This window comes from Bacteroides sp. D1 (assembly GCF_000157095.2).
GTDB classification, from domain to species: domain Bacteria; phylum Bacteroidota; class Bacteroidia; order Bacteroidales; family Bacteroidaceae; genus Bacteroides; species Bacteroides xylanisolvens.
In genome coordinates this window covers 114,264-134,699 of record NZ_JH114332.1, presented here as the reverse complement: position 1 = coordinate 134,699, position 20,436 = coordinate 114,264, and the positions used below count along the sequence as shown (strand labels likewise).

Annotated in this window: 11 protein-coding genes and 1 pseudogene; 6 read left to right on the top strand and 6 right to left on the bottom strand. The window is 42.5% G+C overall.

From position 1 onward, the window contains the following. Nucleotides 1–1,452 (top strand): TrkH family potassium uptake protein, encoded by a 1,452-nt coding sequence (locus BSAG_RS17920; RefSeq protein ID WP_004315050.1) that lies wholly within the window; start codon nucleotides 1–3, stop codon nucleotides 1,450–1,452. A 213-nt stretch (nucleotides 1,453–1,665) separates the two neighbouring features. Here the strand turns inward: BSAG_RS17920 and BSAG_RS17925 are convergent, their stop codons facing one another. The 6 genes and pseudogenes from BSAG_RS17925 to BSAG_RS17945 all read right to left on the bottom strand — a co-directional run bounded on the left by BSAG_RS17925 (nucleotide 1,666) and on the right by BSAG_RS17945 (nucleotide 12,020). Next, nucleotides 1,666–3,048 (bottom strand): SGNH/GDSL hydrolase family protein, encoded by a 1,383-nt coding sequence (locus tag BSAG_RS17925; RefSeq protein ID WP_004315049.1) that lies wholly within the window; start codon nucleotides 3,046–3,048, stop codon nucleotides 1,666–1,668. A 70-nt stretch (nucleotides 3,049–3,118) separates the two neighbouring features. Then, nucleotides 3,119–4,657, bottom strand: a complete 1,539-nt coding sequence (locus tag BSAG_RS17930) for a family 43 glycosylhydrolase (RefSeq protein WP_004315048.1) — start codon at nucleotides 4,655–4,657, stop codon at nucleotides 3,119–3,121. An 11-nt stretch (nucleotides 4,658–4,668) separates the two neighbouring features. Then, complete coding sequence (locus BSAG_RS17935; RefSeq protein ID WP_008997377.1) at nucleotides 4,669–5,802, bottom strand: glycoside hydrolase family 130 protein; 1,134 nt, start codon at nucleotides 5,800–5,802, stop codon at nucleotides 4,669–4,671. Nucleotides 5,803–5,978: 176 nt separating this feature from the next. Beyond that, a complete protein-coding gene (locus BSAG_RS17940; RefSeq protein WP_004315046.1) occupies nucleotides 5,979–8,135 on the bottom strand; it encodes a GH92 family glycosyl hydrolase in 2,157 nt (718 codons plus the stop codon). A gap of 30 nt (nucleotides 8,136–8,165) precedes the next feature. After that, a pseudogene (locus BSAG_RS0222655) lies at nucleotides 8,166–10,440 on the bottom strand (GH92 family glycosyl hydrolase). A 275-nt stretch (nucleotides 10,441–10,715) separates the two neighbouring features. Beyond that, nucleotides 10,716–12,020 (bottom strand): DUF5005 domain-containing protein, encoded by a 1,305-nt coding sequence (locus BSAG_RS17945; RefSeq protein WP_004301486.1) that lies wholly within the window; start codon nucleotides 12,018–12,020, stop codon nucleotides 10,716–10,718. Between the two features lie 357 nt (nucleotides 12,021–12,377). On the opposite strand from BSAG_RS17945, the gene BSAG_RS17950 reads away from it, so the two are divergent. From BSAG_RS17950 to BSAG_RS17970, 5 genes are read left to right on the top strand one after another with little or no spacing between them, the layout of a single operon-like run. Continuing rightward, nucleotides 12,378–14,222 carry a RagB/SusD family nutrient uptake outer membrane protein gene (locus tag BSAG_RS17950; RefSeq protein ID WP_004301485.1) on the top strand — a complete coding sequence of 615 codons (1,845 nt, stop codon included), beginning with the start codon at nucleotides 12,378–12,380 and terminating at the stop codon, nucleotides 14,220–14,222. Between the two features lie 15 nt (nucleotides 14,223–14,237). Continuing rightward, nucleotides 14,238–14,693: a DUF5004 domain-containing protein gene (locus tag BSAG_RS17955; protein WP_004301484.1), complete on the top strand. Its 456-nt coding sequence runs from the start codon at nucleotides 14,238–14,240 to the stop codon at nucleotides 14,691–14,693. 15 nt (nucleotides 14,694–14,708) lie between these two features. Then, nucleotides 14,709–15,776: a DUF4961 domain-containing protein gene (locus tag BSAG_RS17960; protein ID WP_004301483.1), complete on the top strand. Its 1,068-nt coding sequence runs from the start codon at nucleotides 14,709–14,711 to the stop codon at nucleotides 15,774–15,776. A gap of 33 nt (nucleotides 15,777–15,809) precedes the next feature. Next, nucleotides 15,810–18,641 (top strand): SusC/RagA family TonB-linked outer membrane protein, encoded by a 2,832-nt coding sequence (locus BSAG_RS17965; RefSeq protein WP_004320976.1) that lies wholly within the window; start codon nucleotides 15,810–15,812, stop codon nucleotides 18,639–18,641. 14 nt (nucleotides 18,642–18,655) lie between these two features. Continuing rightward, on the top strand, nucleotides 18,656–20,431 hold the full coding sequence (locus tag BSAG_RS17970) for a RagB/SusD family nutrient uptake outer membrane protein (protein WP_004320977.1): 1,776 nt from the start codon (nucleotides 18,656–18,658) through the stop codon (nucleotides 20,429–20,431). Nucleotides 20,432–20,436 lie beyond the last annotated feature (5 nt).

Sequence of the window (20,436 nt, the reverse complement as noted above, 5' to 3'; positions counted from 1 at the left end):
ATGATTAATTCAAAGATGATATTCCGGATTCTGGGCTTTCTGCTTCTGATAGAAACAGCAATGCTGTTATGTTGTGGAGCGGTTTCTCTTTTTTATAAAGAGAATGACTTGCAGAGTTTCCTGATTTCATCTGCTGTCACAGCCTGTATTGGCTTTCTGCTGCTTGCCATCGGGAAAGACGCAGTGAAATCCCTGAATCGCCGCGATGGATATGTCATCGTCAGCGCAGCATGGGTTACCTTTTCCCTTTTCGGAATGTTACCTTATTATATAGGAGGATATATTCCCAATGTTGCGGATGCATTTTTTGAGACGATGTCCGGATTTAGCAGTACAGGTGCCACTATTCTGAATAATATAGAGTCGATGCCCCACGGAATACTTTTCTGGCGGGCTATGACGCAATGGATAGGTGGTTTGGGTATTGTATTCTTCACCATTGCCGTTCTGCCGATTTTCGGTGTGGGCGGAATTCAGGTGTTCGCAGCAGAAGCCAGTGGACCTACTCATGATAAAGTGCATCCTCGCATTGGCATCACTGCTAAATGGATTTGGGGTATTTATGCCGGAATGACGGGAACGCTGATTATTTTATTAATAGGTGGTGGCATGAGTATATTCGACAGTGTATGTCATGCTTTTGCTACGACCAGCACTGGTGGGTTCTCTACCAAACAGGCCAGCATTGAATATTACCATTCACCTTACATAGACTATGTAATTTCCATTTTCATGTTCCTTTCAGGTATTAACTTCACGTTGCTGCTGTTGATGTTTAATGGGAAGATTAAGAAGTTCCTACATGATGCGGAACTGAAGTTCTACTTTATTTGTGTTTCATTCTTCACTCTATTCATTGCTATCTGGCTCCATCAGACTTCTTCTATGGGAGTAGAGGAGGCATTCCGAAAATCGCTTTTCCAAGTGGTTTCATTGCAAACTTCTACGGGATTCGTCACAGCTGACTATATGCTCTGGCCTTCTATCCTCTGGGGCTGCCTCATTATTGTGATGATTATCGGAGCTTGTGCCGGCAGTACAACAGGAGGTATCAAGTGTATTCGTATGGTTATCCTGTTTCAAGTAGTGAAAAATGAATTCAAACATATTCTTCACCCTAACGCCATACTCCCGGTGCGGGTAAATAAGCAAGTTATTTCCCCTTCCATTCAGTCTACTGTATTGGCTTTCACCTTTTTGTATGTGGTCATTGTTATCATCAGTGTACTTGTCATGATGGGCTTAGGAGTCGGTTTTCTGGAATCAATAGGAACCGTAATCTCAAGCATAGGTAATATGGGACCAGGCCTCGGCAGATGTGGTCCGGCTTTCTCATGGAGTGCATTGCCTGATGCTGCCAAATGGCTGCTTTCTTTCTTAATGCTCTTGGGACGCTTGGAATTGTTTACAGTATTATTGCTTTTCACTTCCGATTTCTGGAAAAAGAATTAAGAATTCAATAAAGGTAGTCTGTTTAATGCAAAAGCTACAATAAGGAGTACATTATCAGGCTATTACAAAGAGTACTTATCTATTCATATATTCTCAACGATACTCACTGTAATGAGAAAAAATACTCATCGCAATGAGAAAAAGTTCTCATTATAGTGAGAATTCTTTCTCATTACGGTGAGTATTCTATCGTATTTCTACGCTGTTATCACATCAGACCTTTCTAAGTAAAATCTTTCTTACAACAGGCTTATTTATTTCATAAATTTTATTGATAAGAACATCCATTTCCTGTTGGCGAGCATCACGGACAGCTTCAAACATCATCTTTGAATACATATCACGACGTCCCTTCAACCAAACGTTTTTATCCAAATTTTCATCCATCACCTCGATCGCTTTTCTGTCGTCAGCATACAACAATCCCTTTTGCTGGAAAAAGCCGAATTCACACCACGCATATTCTCTGAATGTTCTTTCAATTTCCCAACGATATTCATTCAAGTGCATCACCGTCAATGCTTGTTGGTATTGGGGAGTTTTGGATTCAGCAGCAAGATTAATGCCCTTTGCCAGTTCATCTCCACTCCAGATTCCAATTTCTTCATCGTCTATCAACAACTTATAATTGCCTTTCAGTCCTGTTACTTTCAACGTTTCACGGTTCATCTCTTCCATAAAAGGAACAACTTTCAGCACTTCTGCCTGGCTCTTTTTCTGTCCCCAACCACGGGCAATAGTATCTAAAGGATAAGGAAGAGCTTCTGCCAAATAGTCAAAACTCAAATCTTTTCCGTTCTTCTTTATATTTGAAACGGTACAATTTTCCGACTTAACGACTTGTTTTTTATTAGCATTAATCTCCATATCCGCTACTTCTTTACCTACAAATCCCTGGGCTTTCAGGAAAAGATAGGCCATTACCATGTGTCCGTCGTTATCGGGATGAATACGGTCACTGCCACAAAGGGTAAAGGTAGGATCTTTCTGCTGATATTGCTGATTAATAGCTGTCATAGGAGCATTTAAATCGGTAAATTCCCAATTATTCTTAGCTGCCGATTCTTTCTGATATTCAACAAGCCGTTTGATGGTTTCATTTTTTGTCTTGAACGGTGTATTCTCTTTGAGTTGTACGGTTTCATCATACGGAGAAGTCCCGACCATCACGATACGGGTATCAGGAAGATCTTTAAAACGTTTCTCCATCTGCTGGTAATTCTTTATACTTTCCTGATATTTCTGCTCACCGAATTCTTTGGGCTTATCACCGTTGTATTCAAAATATCCGGAATCATTCATACCAAAAGTAACCATCAACACGGAAGGTTTCATCACAAAAATATCTCCATCCAGGCGTTTGTTCATATCATAGGCCGTATCTCCACCAATACCACCGTTGAAAACACGGATAGGCATATCCGGAAAACGAGTCATATAATATAACCAGATGTATGAATGGTAATGACCACCATCCGTTATACTATTTCCCAGGAACACTGCTCTCTCACCCTCCTTAAAAGGTTTCACAGTTTGTGCAAACGCAGCAGTACATGTCATACAAGCCGCTGCAATCAATACAAAAAGTTTTTTCATGTCTTAATTTCTATTTTATAAATACTATAAGTTTATATACATTAATTCTATCACTCTTCATGCGTTTCGTCTATTTCAGGTTTATCATTCTGAAATAGGCAAATTCCGCCGGAACCTCTTTCGCTCCACAGTGAAGCAACCCCGGACGTTGCACCCTGTCCCAACGAATCAGGGATTCTCCTTTTAAGGGAGTGTCCAGTATGGGGTTCCAGATCTTTCCATCTTTACTTTTATAGAAGTTGAAAATACAGCCTTGTTCGACTTCTATCTTCAAATAGATGTCTTTATCAACAGCACCGGATTCATAAAGGATGGATTCGGAATTTTCTTTTATAAATTTCAACTGCAACTGTTTTCCTTTGACTCCCCAGGTTATCAGATTCTTATCGTCACCGTATAAAGTTAATCCCTGCAAACTCTCATTAGCGTGAATCACTTTTGTCTCGCAACTGTAATGAGAAGACTGCGGACGCAAGCATAATGCCGTCCCTCGCTGATTGTCTTTTTTCGGAGTTCCGGATAGGGATAGCTTTCCTTTTTTCAGTACTATGTTGATATCCGAATAAGGATAGTTCCAAGTCCAGTCTACTTTCAGTTTGTTTTCTGTAAAGTGATCTTCAAAATCGGTAAGAGGCTGCTGGATGGTAGTTTTAAAAGGCATGGGTTGTTTGGCAATAGCCAGTTTCCCCGTTGTAAAGCGCACCCAATGGTCTGCTGTCATCTCCATTTCCTGCAGAACAGGTTGGCGTCCGGCATAAAATCCTTCTCCTTTCAAATAAGCATGACACATATAAAACATTTTTCCGTCGGGAGTCTTTACGACTGTGCCATGACCACATGAGAGATAATCACCCTCACCACCATGCAAAACGGGATTTCCTGTATATTTTTCATAAGGTCCGCAGAAATTTTTAGAGCGTGCTACATATACATCATAGTTACTGGAAGGTCCACAGCAACCATGGGCTGAATATATAATATAATAGTAGTCCCCTTGTTTGAAGTGGTACTGGCCTTCCATGCCTATCTCTTCGTCATCCACCAATAAAGAGAATGGTTCACCTTTCAGGTGCAATCCGTCAGCAGAAAGTTTACAGCCTAATAGTTCTATCGGGCGTTTGTCCAGTCCATACGCTTTCCAACTGATATATAGCTGTCCGTTGTCATCATAGATAAATGCGTCAATAGCTTCTGTGCCATAGGTGATGACCGGACCATGATCGGTAAATTCGTGTAAAGGAGAATCCGATGTAGCTACTCCGATATAGGAAATTCCGGTACTCTTTTGACGTGCGGTGTAGTAACAATAGACTTTGCTATTGTGATAAAACAGTTCTGGCGCCCAAAACGAATTTGAAGTCCAGGAAGGCTGTTTAGAGAAGATATGTCCTGCCTGTTTCCAATTGACCATATCTTTGGAGGTAAATACCGGATAGAAAGGAGCCCACTCGGAAGAGGTACCTGTGGCATAATACGTATCATCTATCCGGATGATGGAAGGATCGGGCATGTCGCCCCGAATGACCGGATTCATAAAATAATGTTGTTCTTGCGCCACAAGTTGCAGCGCAAGACAAACACTAAACAGAAAGATTGTTATCTTCTTCATGAACGTTTTCTTTATTTTTTGAGAGGATCATATACGGCAACTGCCACGCGTGAATCGGCACAGCCATAATATAAGAACCATTTCTGATTGTAGAATACAAGTCCTTCTATAAATACGGTTCCGGCTGGATATTGTCCGCTCTTTTCAAAGTCTGATTCGGGAATATAGAAAGGTTTATCCAAGCGTTCGATTAGTTTAGTAGGATTTTTGGCATCAAATAAGGCTTGTCCGGTGCAATAAGAGTTGGCTGTATACAGTGTGTCTCCTTCTGCGCCCGATTTATTTTTGCCGTTATAAAATAAAAGGATTCCTTTGTCAGTCAGGATGGCAGGAGGACCACATTCGGTCAGGTCACTGTCGAACTTACCTGCGCGGGGAGTCATCACTTTCAGGAATTCTCCATTTTCATCCAACATCGGTTCCCAGTTGACAAGGTCCGTGGAAGTGGATACATTCACAAACTTTTCTCCCCAGTACATCCAGTATTTGCCGTCAATCTTGGCAATCACTTGTTTGCCGTCAATTAATTTGGTTACGATAGAGGCAGATTTGGAAAATTCATCTATGAATCTTCCGTTGTATGCTTTTGCGAAAGCCGGTCCATGTTTTTCCCACGTTTGAAGATCACGCGAGGTGGCCACTGCCAAACGTGCCTGTTTGCGGTTCCATTGTGTGTAATGCATTACGTAAAGCCCGTCTTCTGTTACAGCAACACGTGGGTCTTCGCAACCGCCGGGATTTTCCAGTTCTTTCTGACTATCGTCTGCCGGATAAAATACAGGTACGGACATTCGTTTGAAGTGTAGTCCGTCGTCAGAAGAGGCATATCCCAAACGGGAGGTACGTGATCCGATACCGGTTGCCGAGTTATCTTCAGCCCGGTAGAGGACTACTACTTTTCCATTATAAACAGTAGCAGCGGGATTAAACGTATCACTCGCTTCCCATGCTACTGAATCCTGTCTCATCGGACAATAGAAAAAGGTTGTAGTGTCAGGAGAAATAATCGGATTAATACCTTCCGGACGCTGGAAATCTGCCCATGCCCAATCCGGGAATTCAGATGTCTGCTTCTTCCCGCCACAGGAAGTGACTAATGCGGCAGCCATCAGTAGATAAGCTATGTTTTGTAGTTTTCTTTTCATTTTCACGTTTGATATTATAAATAAGTACTTTTACAAAATAATCTTAGATGGTTAGGAGGCACGGATTACACGGATTTCACGGTTTTTAGAGTGATGAATATATAGAACAACAGCGTTAATCCGTGTAATCCGTGCCTAAATTTATGATATAAACTTATATGCCTCGTTAATTTGCTTTAAGGAAAAGAGGGAGGTGTCACTTTAGTTCCCCACTTCACGTCAGGCTTGGACGAGGTAGTGTATTCTATTGTAGCCCCATTATTCAGTTGGTCCCAATCGATCCATGTACTGTCATACGGTTTACCGTTCAGCTTCATGGACTTGATATAAATATTCTTTTCCGAACCGCCTTTTATCACCATATCCCCTTTCTTCAAATGAATTTTCACGGATGAGAATATCGGAGTGTTCACCGTAAAGCCTCCCACTCCCGGTATTTCGGGATAAAGACCGATACAAGCGAACACATACCAGGCGCCCATCGTCCCTAAATCATCATTGCCCGGCAGACCATCAATTTTACTTGAATATTGTTCATTCAATACACGGTTAATAATCTCCTGTGCTTTATAGGGAGTTCCTACCCAGTTGTATATCCAGGGAATGTGGAAGCTCGGTTCATTGCCGGAAGCGAACCAGGCATCATTATAACCGGCATCCAGACGAGTAAAGAATTCATCCAGACGTTTTTCTGCCGCTGCTTTGCCTCCAATGATTTCTATCAGACCGGCAATGTCGTATGGCACCATCCAGAAATAATTCTTATAGGTCGATTCACGGAAATCTTCAGTCAGTGGTTTCCACGAACCATCCGGATTACGTGATTGCAGCCATCCGGTTTCCGGGTTATACAGATTCTTCCATGAACGTGCGAAATGGAAATAACGCCAGCTTGCAAACTCATCTCCTACGGCATGTAAGGCAAATTGTGCGATTGCAAAATCAGCGGAAGTATATTCTAGTTGTATAGAAGCGTTGTAATATCCTTTATCCAAATACTGTTTCAGTCCCGGACGAGCCTCAACCTCCTGTGACATTGCTCCCGGTTCTTCCGCTCCTTTTCTCATGGTTTTGAAAATCGGTTTCGGGTCATAATTGCGGGCACCAAAAGCGTAAGCATTGGATATCAAGATAGGAGTCGGATCTCCTTGCATCACGCCGGTCTCTATATTAGCCATCACCCAACGCGGGAAAGCACCACCAGCTTCTTCGGCAAACAATTGGTGAGAAATAACAATATCAGAGGCTACTTCAGGATCAAGGATTGATAATAGTTGAATCTGTGTACGATAGGTATCCCAGTTGCTAAAAGAAGTATAGTGCTTGGAACGGGATTTATGCACTTTGAAGTCAGCTCCCATGTATTCTCCGTTCACATCGCTGCATACATTTGGGTGAATGAATGAACGATACAGATGGGTATAAAATTGAGTGGTACGATCCGGATTGCTTCCTTCTACTTCAATCTTACCCAAATAATGATTCCATTTGGATTCTGCCTGATTCTGAATCTGCAGGAAATCCCATCCGGTATTCTCCGCTTTCAGATTCTCGCGTGCATTTTCTACTGATACATAAGAAACCCCAATCTTATATTGGATATTTTTCTTCTTATTTACATCAAATGTAAAATAGACTCCGGAGTATTCTCCTTCGGCAAAAGTTGTGTTCGGTTTCAGTTCATTTCTTTTCCATGTTCCCGATTCCAACGCATCCGTATCAAACTCTGCTACAAAATAGACTTTATACGGTGTACGGAGTCCACAGAAATTACCGCCTTCTGCATATCCTTCACACTTATTCGGTGCAGTAATGACGATGGCGGCCTGATCTATCGGAGTTGCGGAAATGCCTCCACCGATAATTACCGTACCATATTGCTGATCTGCCGAATATTCATAACTCGCCATACCGGTCCTTTCGGTTACTGTCAGTTTTGCATGAATATCTTCCTGCACCTTTGCTTCATAATAACCGGCGTGTCCTTTTTCTTCAGAAATATTGATACGGTAATTGAGAATATTGTCCGGAGACATCTTCAGTTTACCTTTTACCGGAAAAGTGGGAAAGTTACCCATGTGCTCGCAACCGCCACCACTCAACTGATTGATGACGAATCCGGAACGTTTGGAAAAATAAGAGGGGGTGAACTGCACCATTCCGTATGGATAGGTGGCTCCGGGATAAAGATATCCCGAAGTCAAACCCACGCCCTTCGTTCCTATCAGGGTATTTACCTGACGGGCATAATTACTCCCGACGTTCTGCGCCGAGAGACTCCCCCACCCTCCAATCAAAACCAATAACAAACCTGTTAAAATCTTATTTTTCATACTGTATTCTTCTTATATCTTTTTAGTTTCTTATTCTTTCGACAATGAGAAAGGAGCAGCATACTTCGACGTACATCGTTCTTTATTCGGTTGACTTCCCATTTCAAAACGGATAATTCCTCCGTCTGCTATATCGTCGTATCTGATAAAATTCTTATCCAACACACGTCCATTTAAGGTAGCAGACTGGATATAGAGATTCTCTTTACTATTGTTGTCCGCTTCAATCACGAATTTATTACCGTTTTCCATCGTTATAGTAGCTTTCTTAAATAACGGACTGCCAATTACATACTCATCCGTACCCGGACAAACGGCATAAATGCCTAATGAGCTCAAGATATACCATGATGACATACCACCCTGGTCTTCGTCTCCCGGATATCCTCTTTCTGTGGAATTATACAATCTTTCAACGATCTGGCGTACCCAATACTGTGTTTTCCATGGCTGGCCGGCATAGCTATACAAATAAGGCATGTGCTGAATCGGCTGATTGCCGTGTGCATATTGTCCCATACCCGCCAATTCCATTTCTTTCATTTCATGGATCACTCCTCCGTAAGTTCCCGGTTTAATAGTGCAGGGAAGGGTGAATACCGAATCCATTTTGGTCGTAAATCTTTGGTCGCTTCCGAACAAGTCTATTAATCCTTCTACATCATGGAATACGGACCAGGTATAATGCCAGGCATTACCTTCGCAGAAAGGTCCACCCCACTCCAATGGGTCAAACGGTTCCTGCCATTTACCATCAACGCCTTTTCCACGCATAAAACCGATAGACGGATCGAATACGTTTTTATAATTATACATCTGACGGGCAAAGACTTCCTGATAGTGTTTGTTTCCGGTCATTTTAGCCAGTTGGTAGCCACAGAAATCATCGTATGCATATTCCATTGTCTGTGCACTCGATCCCATTGATTCCGGATAAGGAACATATCCCAGTTCAAAATATTCTTTCCAGAAACCACGTCCGTTGGCACCTCCCCAAGGACCTTTATTCATGGCTTCGTGTGCGTAGGCTTTCAGAGCTTTCTCCGGATCAAAAGTCCGAATCCCTTTTGCCCACGCATCTGCCAATAATGAAATGGAGTGATTACCCAACATTCCTCCTTGTTTCTCCGGGAGCTGACCAGGAAGGTAACCATCCGCATTGTTCTTGTGCGGCAAGCAAGGCATTCATGTAACGTCCCTGCATAGTAGGATGAAGAATATTAGTTAATGGAAATTGAGAACGGAAAGTGTCCCAGAAACCATTATCGGTATACATATATCCGTCATATACTTTGCCATCATAAGGACTATAATAATAAGGTTCACCGTTCGCTTTACGTTCATAGAATTTGCGTGAGAAGAGATTGGCACGGAACAGGCAGGAATAGAAAGTCTTCATTTGTTCGTCTGTTCCACCTTCTACCTGGATTCTGTTCAATAATTCATTCCACGTTTTATGTCCACGTATTTTGGTGGCTTCCAAATTCTTATCTTTACCCAGTTCGTCGTTCAGTGTAATCACAGCCTGCTCTGCGCTGATATAGGAAGAAGCAGCCTTTGCCTGTACTTTCGATCCTTTCTTAAATTTGATATAAGCACCATAGCCTTTGCCTTCTCCTTCCAACTTTTTAGGGAAAATCTCATCTTTCTGATTTTCCCACATACCGTAATCCTCAAATGCTTTATCGAACTGCACTACAAAGTAACTACGGAATGTCTTAGAGTTATTTACAAAACGTTGGTTATTCACCCAACCGGAAATTTGTCTCTTAACCGGATCAATCTTGATTTCACTCATATCTGTATATCCGTCAATTACCAGATAGGCGTCTTCGGTAGAGGGATAAGAAAAGCGTAAATGTACACCACGAGTAGTTGGAGCCATCTCGGTTGTAATTCCATTATCCAGCATCACTTTATAATAATGCGGCTTGGCAATTTCATTATCATGGCTGAACTTCGTTGCCCGCATCTCCTGATTAACGACTAACTTCCCTACCATCGGCATAAAGGAATACACTGCATAATCACTCATCCACGGACTGCATTGGTGAGACTGGCAGAATCCTCTGATATTATCTACCGCATATTGATATTTCCAGCCTTCTCCATTTTTCCCTGTTTGGGCAGACCACGTATGCATGGCATAAGGCATACCGGTAGTAGGGTATGTATTTCCATAACTTAATCCGAAATGAGAGTCGGTACCTTGCAGTGTATTGACATATTGCACAAGATCTTTCATTTGGGCATATATACTTGTTGATAAGAAAGAGAAAATTACTAAATAAATGAGCTTGTTCATGGTTATTTTTTTATGTGTTACATCTATTTCACTTGGCAAATCGAAACAACTATATCTATTTATTACCATAAGAATACCCTGCCAGTCATCTGTACGGAAAGGGGACGCCGGAAGGTTAACTCCATTGTATAAATTACAAATTGGATTATCTGCCCAAGCATAACGCACTGCTATTGGGAAAGCAACTTCAGGAGATGAGACGATGATGGAATTACCATCAATCACAGCATCAGCCCAATGAAACTTATGATCAACGTCAGAGATAGTAAATCCTTTTACTCAAGTGGAGCATCGTTATCGTACAATGATTCCCAATTAAATACACGGTAGAAATAAGGACGATAGAAGTCAGCACTACCCGGTGCATTGAAATTATCCCAAAAGTTGGAACAGTCTGTATTGGTAGAGATCACCAATTCACCGGTACGTGATAAAGCCGGATGAATATTTACCATATAAACATGTTGATAACGTTGTTCGCCAATCTTATCAAGAAATTCGGGCAATGTAAAGAGAGTCTTTTGGTCGACAAACGGCCCATAAGGGTGCTTACTACGGAACATCAGCACGTCTCTCCCGAACCACATGGATTGTCCGATCATGTAGTAGGTATCACCTTTTTTAAATACCCAAGGCATAGAACATGCACTTTCCAAAGGGATAATTGTAGAATTTTCAGCATCTTGGGTTGAGGGGTACTGCGTTGTCCACGAGAAATGTCCTTGCGGATCGGCCACATAATATTCCCACTGGCTGCCAAGGTCGCGTGTAGCGGTACGTGCCACAGCCACCTTATAATTGGAAGTTGTGTAAAGATAGATATGTCCGTCTTCGTCTTCCCACATAGTGTCGCCATAACCTAAAGTGTGGTCGTTAAAATTATCATTACGACTGATAAGTTTCATATAAGTAGCATCACCCGGCTTTCCTTCCAAGCTATAAGTAGCCAAGCAAGTACCAAAGCGGCGCATCAAGTTGTTCGGATCGGTATTATCAACGGCTCCCCACAACATTTGCATCTGATTGTTATATATCGTAGCATCTCCTGCCCAATAAAGATAATCCTGATCGATTTCTCCAGCTTGTATTTTTTCATCCGATAGTGTAGCTTTCGGATGACGAATGTGAGTACGTACCTGATAGTATCTATCCGCATTAGGATCGTTGGTTTGTACGTAATCAGCTAACCAAACAAGATTTTCATCCTTCTCACCAGGTGTTTGTACCATAATACTGTTACGAGGGAAACTACAATTACCTCGTGAACGATTTTCATTGATTACGCCATAGAAGCTATCATTGAACGACCAAAATATATTCCCGTCAGGCAAACCAGTGGTGAACACACCGTCTCCTCCATTCCAGCCCAACGACCGAGTGAAAAGGGCATTGTATTTCAAGTCTTTGTAGACGAACACTTTCCAATATTGTCCTGATCGATTTGGCATTAGTTCGAGATTCCATTCGGAATCAATTTGAGGCATCTTCACTTCTGAATTGCCGTAATAAGGTTCTTGCTGGTCACCACATGCTCCTCCGGCGAGGAGTGCGATACTTAGGATAAGATGAATTGGTTTCATGTTTAATAAGATATTTAAGATTATTTAATTTGTTTCTGCACCTGTAAAGCCGATAATACAAGCCATAAAGGTTGACAAAAAGATGCGTCTCATAATGTTATACTATTAGAGTTTAGGATAAAGACGATTCAGGAATGAAAAACCACTAATTCGGATAATTCTTTCTTTAGATGTATTTGATTTACTATCATTGCTCGAATAATACAATGACCTTTTCACTGAATAATAATACGTGAAAAAAAAGTATTGTGTTTAGTGGTGTATATCTTGTCAATCGTCTTAATACAAATTCAAGTCGTGAATTAGTCTCGGCTTATTGGCTTTAAATTGTTTAATTTTAATTTTATAAGTTTTACTATGAAATTGTACATGAAATCATTAACGCTACTCCTATTTTTAGGAACAGTTGCGTCCTGTAATGACAGTTTCCTCGATCAAACCCAAACTTCGGATTTAAATCGTGAGACCGTTTTTGCAGATAGTACGTATACCGCCAACTTCCTGACCGGAATTTATACCGATATCGGGTTTGATATCAACTACAACCGATGGACATACCTTTTGGCTAATGGTGGTGGGCTGCAAAGCGCTTGTGACGAAGCTGAATTTTATCCTTCGTCAACCATCTGGACAAACATGATGTTTGCTACCGGTACGGTTAATCCGGTTACGGTGAGTGATGATGCATGGTCGAAATGCTACACTAACATTCGCCGGTGTAACGTATTCCTTGCCAACATCGACCGATCACCGATGGTACAGAGCCGGAAAGCTCAATACATATCCGAAGCACTTTTCTTGCGTGCCTGGTACTACTTCATTCTGATGAAACACTACGGTGGTGTACCTATTATCGGTAATAACGTGTATGATGCTACTTCGACAATGAAAACCTCGCGCAACACATGGGCGGAATGTGTAGAGTATGTGTCCCATCAATGTGACTCTATCGTCCAACTCAATGTACTTCCCGTGCGACGAACAGGTCAAGAAAACGGTCGCGCCTCATCGGCAGCGGCATTGGGTCTTAAAGCCCGTGTCTGCCTCTATGCAGCTAGTCCATTATTCAATGGAAGTGATTTCGCTCCTACTGATACCAAAGAATTAGTAGGCTATCCCTCTTATGATAAAGAACGTTGGAAAACGGCAATGGATGCTGCCCGCGCAGTAATCAACCTAGGAACCTATAATCTCTTTATTAGAAGTAAAGATTTGAACGGCAAAGCCGAACCAGGTTTCGGATTCTACGTCGTATTCCAAGCCGGTGATACACGAAATGCCAATTTAACCGATGATGATGGTAAAAACAATAACGGAGCCTTTGCCGGCAATATCCTCGACCGTAAGTATCAACGTGAGTCCGGACATGAAGCTGCTTACTATCCACCTAGTGGAAGTCACTCCGGAACACGCCACGGCGGGTACATATACAAAGAATTGGCAGATGCCTTCCCTATGATTGACGGTAAACCCATTAACAACAGCCAATACACATTCGATCCTCTGAATCCCGCTCAAAATCGTGATCCACGTTTCAACAACACCGTGATTTATGATGGTGCTTTGGTCCCTGCTGACGATACTTACAGTGCTACCACAGTTGTTAACACATGGATTGGCGTAGGGCAAACAAGCGATGCCGTATACCAAGGCACTGCCACTGGTTTCTATGTACGCAAGGGATGTGATCGCTTATGTAAAGGTAGTACATGGAACCCAAGCCGTCACAACGATCCACTGATACGTTACGCCGACATTTTACTGATGTATGCTGAAGCAGCCAATGAATATCATGGGCCCGATTTCGAAGAAACACTAGGCGGACAACAACTTGGTTGCTATCCCATATTAAAACTCATTCGCAAGCGTGCCGGCATCGAGCCCGGTGCAGATGGTATGTATGGACTTAAAAAGAATATGACACAAAAACAGATGCGCCAAGCCATTCAGGAAGAACGCCGCCTTGAATTTGCTTTTGAAGGACATCGCTTCTTTGATGTACGCCGCTGGATGATTGCTCCGCAAACCGAAAGCAAAACCATGCATGGCATTGAAATCACTCGCGCCACTGACGGAACAAAGACTTGGAAAGAATTTGATGTACGCACGCATGTATGGCGTCCGGCTATGTACTTCTTCCCAATTCCTTACAATGAAACGGTGAAGTCGAAAGATTTGCTACAGAATCCCTACTATAATTAATAAAATACCCTAAATATGAAACATAGCATACATTTGGCGGCAATAGCCTTGCTGACTACTCTGCTTGTGACATCGTGTGATACGTTCTCTGCTCCTGCTGATCCTGACAAAAACACGGAGCAGGTCAAAGACATATCAGGCACGTGGCAACTCACCACAGTGAGCCGCAACAGTAATGATATTACCGAAACCATGGACTTCAGCCAGTTCCAAATTGACCTGAAGAAAGATGGTAAGTACACAATTGAAAACTATCTGCCTTTTGTGGTACGCCACAATGGCACGTGGAAAGTTGACGATATCTATTATCCTTTTCGCCTCTATTTCACAGAGGATGGAGCCACGGAGCAGGCCAGTACCGATATCCTATTCCCCATTACCAATGGCGAACGTAACATCGTGATTACTCATAGCCCCGGGTGTGGTTCGAATACCTACACCTATGTATTCAAGAAAATATCAGAAAACTAAAAATCATAACGCTTTATGAAAAAGAAATTAATCAGCTTGCTTCAACGCAAACGGCACATCGTAGCGTTATCAACTATACTTATGACTTTCATCGTTATGAGTTGCCTCTTTATCGATTCTGTCGATATAACCCAAATGATAGATGGAAAAGCCGTAAACTATGCAAAGGCCGGAACGACTGCTACTTTCAAAATGCATGGACACATTAAGGTTCAAGGAGACCCACGCAATGACAAACGACTTGTTTTCGGTTTTTTGGCTCCTAAGAGTTGGAATCTGGCACAAAATGCCAGGGTTTCGTACACAGAAGATACATTTGATCCGAATATAGGTGAGCAAAACATGACGCTTATCCCATTGACCGAACAACCTAGCAACAAACCAGGATTGTCGTGGTCGGCTGCTCTCATGCAGGAATACGGTGTCGGTACCAATATTCTGGAAGATATGGAATGGGCAGCCTATTGGACAAGACCCTATAACGGTGTCGCAGATGAAATTCATTTTACAATCTATGTCCGTGTACCGGTAGGAAACAAAAATCTGCGTTTCAAACCATCATTCTTTATTAACAGTACTGACGATAACTTCAGTACAAGTGCAGATGCAAAGAAATGTGAGGAAGCCGGATGTTTTGAGGTAGTAGAAGGTGAAGGACTTGTCACTGACTTCTGTAGCGAACACTTCAACAAAACCACTCCATTAACAGCATTGCAAAACGACTTTGTAACCTTTAGCTTCATTGGAGGCATGGACGACGAAAATGCACTTGTCAAGGCCGATAAGATCTATTTTGAAGGAACGGCGGTAGCTAGCGACGGACACCGTTATACCGTAAATGAGAAGAGTGACAAGACCCTGATGAAACGAGAGAATCAGTATACCAAAACATACAATATCACATTCTGGCCGGAAGGGTTCTTCAATGTACCTGAAGGAACAGAGCTTGTAAGTATTGAATATGCCTTCACTAATGCCGATGGATCTATCTCCGTTACACAGTCTGATGATGACTTCGTAATGTTAAATATACCTCTTCCTCCGCAGAAGGAACCATTCATATATACGTTCTATTGCGAGTGATAACCTTATATTCTACTGATAATGAAACAGAATATGTATAAAATGATAACGACGGGACTACTATGTATAGCTGCCGTCGCACTAAAGGCACAAGATGCACCGATAGACAGTGTGGATCACACTAAAAGTAATACCCTAGGGGCATCTTCGACGGTTTATACCAACGACTTGATAAAATATCAGTCAGCCACCATCCTTACCGGATTGCAAGGACGATTGAAAGGTCTTAATGTATCACCTTTCCGTGGCATGCAACTGTTACGGACTGATGCCAATACTAAATCCGATATAGTGGGAGCTATTCCTAATGTAGGTGGAGGTATCTACGGAGATAATTCGGAGTTTCTCATTTCAGCACGCGGACAATCGCCTGTAGCCATTGTCGACGGTGTAGAACGTGACCTGTATTCCATAGATCCCGAAGCCATTGAATCGGTTACCATTCAAAAGGATGCCCTTTCCAATATGTTTTTAGGAATGCGCAGTTCACGTGGTGCATTGATTATTACTACCAAAAATCCTGATGCAAAAGGTGGTTTCCATCTCTCACTCACCGGAAAGTTTGGTATATCCAGTGCATTGAAATCTGGCCCAAATCCACTTTCGGCTTATCAATATGCTTATTTGCTCAACGAAGCATTGCTCAATGATGGCAAATCACCACTCTATACGTATGATGATTTCGAAGCCTATCGTAATGGAACTTCCCCTTATCTGCATCCCGACGTAAATTGGAAAGATGCTATTATGAACAATTCTACTACGTCGCAAGCCTATAATCTGAATGTAACAGGTGGCGGACGGGTGGCTCAATACTTTGTAAGTTTGGGATATTACAGCGAAAACGGATTGTTCAAGACGAGCGATGCTAATAGCTACAACACCAATTTCAAGTACAACCGGTATCTCATCACATCGAAGGTAAACATCAACGTGACAGATGAATTTAAGGTAAGCATGTCTTTAATGGGACGTATAGAGGAAGGAAACCAACCTGGAGGTATTTCGGGGACAGGATACAGCGACCTTTTGAGCAACGTATGGCAAACTCCCAACAATGCTTATCCCGTCTTAAATCCCAACGGTACGTATGGTGGTAACGCTTCGTATACCCAAAACCTCTATGCACAGACCACTGGTTCGGGATATATCTCAAGCAATACCCGCGACGTCGTAGGAACCATTAATTTGAAATATGACTTCGATAAATTGGTGAGAGGACTTTCTGTTGGTGCAACGGGAAACATCTCATCGCAAGTGCGCAATGCTATCGTTCGTACCAAACAGGCACAAGTATTTCAATACAGCATAACCCAACAAGGCAACGAGGCTTATGACAAGTATGGAGATGTAAGTTCACAAACCAACAGTTACCGTTCAGTATCGACGTACCAATATATGTATGGCAAAATGTATGTAGACTGGGAACGCCAATTCGGTATGCATGGTGTAAAAGCTTCACTTTGGGGCGATACACGTACTATACTCAACAACTACGACCTGCCTATGATTCCGTCGAACATCGGACAGAAAGTTGAATACAATTACGATAACAAATACTTCGCGCAAGCAGCCGTAACGGAAAGTTATTACAACCGCTATGACAATGGACGTCGCTGGGGAACATTCTGGGCAGTAGGTCTGGGTTGGGATATCAGCAAAGAGAAGTTTATGGAGGCATCGAAGATAGACCAACTCAAGTTACGTGCCACATACGGTCATACAGGAAACGGAATCGACAATGCCGGTTACTTCAGCTATTTAAAGAGATACAATGAAGATGGCGGATTCTGGTATAGCAACGGTACATCCATGAGCAACGGAGGTTCAGTGTCGGAAATATCCCCATTGGCTAATACCCTCCTGACATGGGAAAAAGGAAGGAAGGTCAATGTAGGTTTAGATTTAACCTTGTTAAAGAATCGTTTGACTCTCTCGGCCGACTATTACAATGACTACTACTATGACATATTGCAATCACGTGGTAAGAGCATCGAATTGCTGGGTATTGCTTATCCGGCAGAAAATATCGGAAAAACACGTTACTACGGATTGGAAACACAACTTAGCTGGCAAGATCACATCGGTAAAGTGAACTATTATGTATCAGCCAACTGGAGTATGGAACAGAACAAACGGTTGTTCATGGACGAGCAATACGTACCTTACGACTATCTGAAAATGACAGGTCAACCCACCGGTACCATCTACGGATTGGTAGCTACCGGATTCCTCACAGCTAAAGACATAGCCGATGGTTATCCCGTAATGAACGGCTTCAACAATATTCAAGCGGGTGACGTGAAATACAAAGACATGAACGGTGACGGCGAAATCAACGAATTCGACCGTACTGTGATTGGTGGCGACAAACCGACCTGCTATTTTGGTATTGATTTAGGCTTTGAATGGAAAGGGTTGGAAGTTACAGCACTTATCCAAGGTGCTTACAACCGCGACTTATATAATAGCGACCGCACGTTGCTCGAAGGGTTCCAAGTGATCGGACAAAGCTACGGACAAGCTTACACCAATTTGCTGAATCGTTGGACACCCGAAACAGCTGAAACAGCTACGTATCCGAGACTGACTGCCGGAGGCAATATGTACAACTACGGAAACAACTGGAACTCTTCACTCTTTGTACAGAACGGAAACTACATTCGTCTCAAGAACGCCACCGTATCGTACAAACTACCCGAAAACTTCTGCCGTAATTACTTAGGCGGACTGCGCGTGAAAATATTTGTACAGGGACAAAATTTACTCACATGGTCACGTACCCGCTTGCAAGACCCTGAAGTTACCTTCACCAGCTATCCGTTACAGCGCACCATTACGACTGGAATCAATCTTAACTTCTAATAAAAATGATGGATATGAAACAAAATAAATATGGCACATGGGCAGTAGGAGCATTTATGCTGTTATTGAGTGCTGCCGCATGTACAGACAGTTATGAGAGTACGCCTGTAGATATGTTTACAGAAGATTACCTCTTCTCGAAGACCGACTCCAACGGAACTGTAGTACGTAAATACCTCAACCGCATCTACTATTACATGCGTAATGGACACAACGGCGTAAATGGTGACTACCTGGATGCCGCTTCCGACGATGCGCTCTCTGTTATTTCGTCCGAGTCCGATGTATACAAACTGGCCATCGGACGTTACAGTGCCTCCAATTTTATTAACTCGGATATGATTTGGAGCGACCCTTATTTGGTGATTCGCCGCGTGAACATTCTGTTGAGTGGCATTGACGTAGTACCTTTCAACACTACTTACACTGATGCACTCGGTAATACACGCAGGCTCAATGATTCTATGAAAGCCGAAGCCCGGTTCCTGCGTGCTTACTTCTATTTTGAATTGGTGAAGCGCTACGGTGGAGTGCCCATTATCGGTGATAAAGTGTACGAATTGAACGAAAACATCGAATTGCCACGTAGCACGTTCGAGCAATGTATCAAGTATATTGTAAGTGAGCTTGACGATATCAAAGATGACCTTCGTTCGCTGCCACTACCTGACGCCGCCGCTAGCGCACACGTAGTAAACACGCAGGCTGCCCAGGCACTGAAGATTCGTGTATTGCTCTATGCAGCAAGTCCGTTATTCAACGAAAAGCCCATTGAATCTGGTAATGAGTTGATAGGATATGCCTCTTATGATCGCGAACGTTGGAAAATAGCAGCCGATGCCGCCCGCAACTTTATTAACACGTACGGAACAGGTGACGGAGCTATCATGGGACTTGACGATAATTTCAAAAATGTATTTACCAATTGGTATTCAAACGAACATAAAGAAGTTATCTTCTTCCGTGAAAACGCAATGGATAAGACGGTGGAAACAGCTAACGGTCCATTGGGACTTAGCGGTGCCAAACAAGGAAACGGCCGCACCAATCCCACACAGAATTTAGTCGATGCCTTTTTAATGAAAGACGGTCACTTTATCAATGATAAAGGTAAATATGAATACAATGAACAGCTTCCTTACGCACAACGTGATCCACGTTTGGAATATACCATTATACACAATGGTTCGTCATGGGTGAACTCTACGATGGAAACTTGGCAAGGTGGAGCCAATAATCCTCTTGGTTCGTCATACTCGCTCACGAGTTATTACATGCGCAAGTTTATGGGTGATTTCGAAGCAGCCAACGAATATCAAGACACACAACACAACTGGGTGATGTTCCGTTACGCCGAAATACTTCTGAACTTTGCCGAAGCCGAAAACGAATATTTGTCTACTCCTTCGCAAGCTGTATATGATGCTATCATCGCCCTGCGCCGACGTGCAGGTATCGAACCTGGTGAAAAGAATTTGTATGGACTAACAACCAATGAGCAGACACACAATTTGACGCAAGCCGAAATGCGCAAAGTGATTCAGAATGAACGCCGCATTGAATTAGCTTTTGAAGAGCATCGCTATTGGGACATTCGTCGTTGGCGACTTGCCGAACAGGTCTATGCACAGCCTATTCAAGGAATGTACATCACTAAATCACAGACTTCCACGACCTATGTTCCGCAAGCTGTACTCAATGTACAATGGGACAATAAACGTTATTTCTATCCGATTCCTTATTCGGAAGTAATAAAAAATAAGAATATGGTTCAAAACCCTAATTGGTAATATCT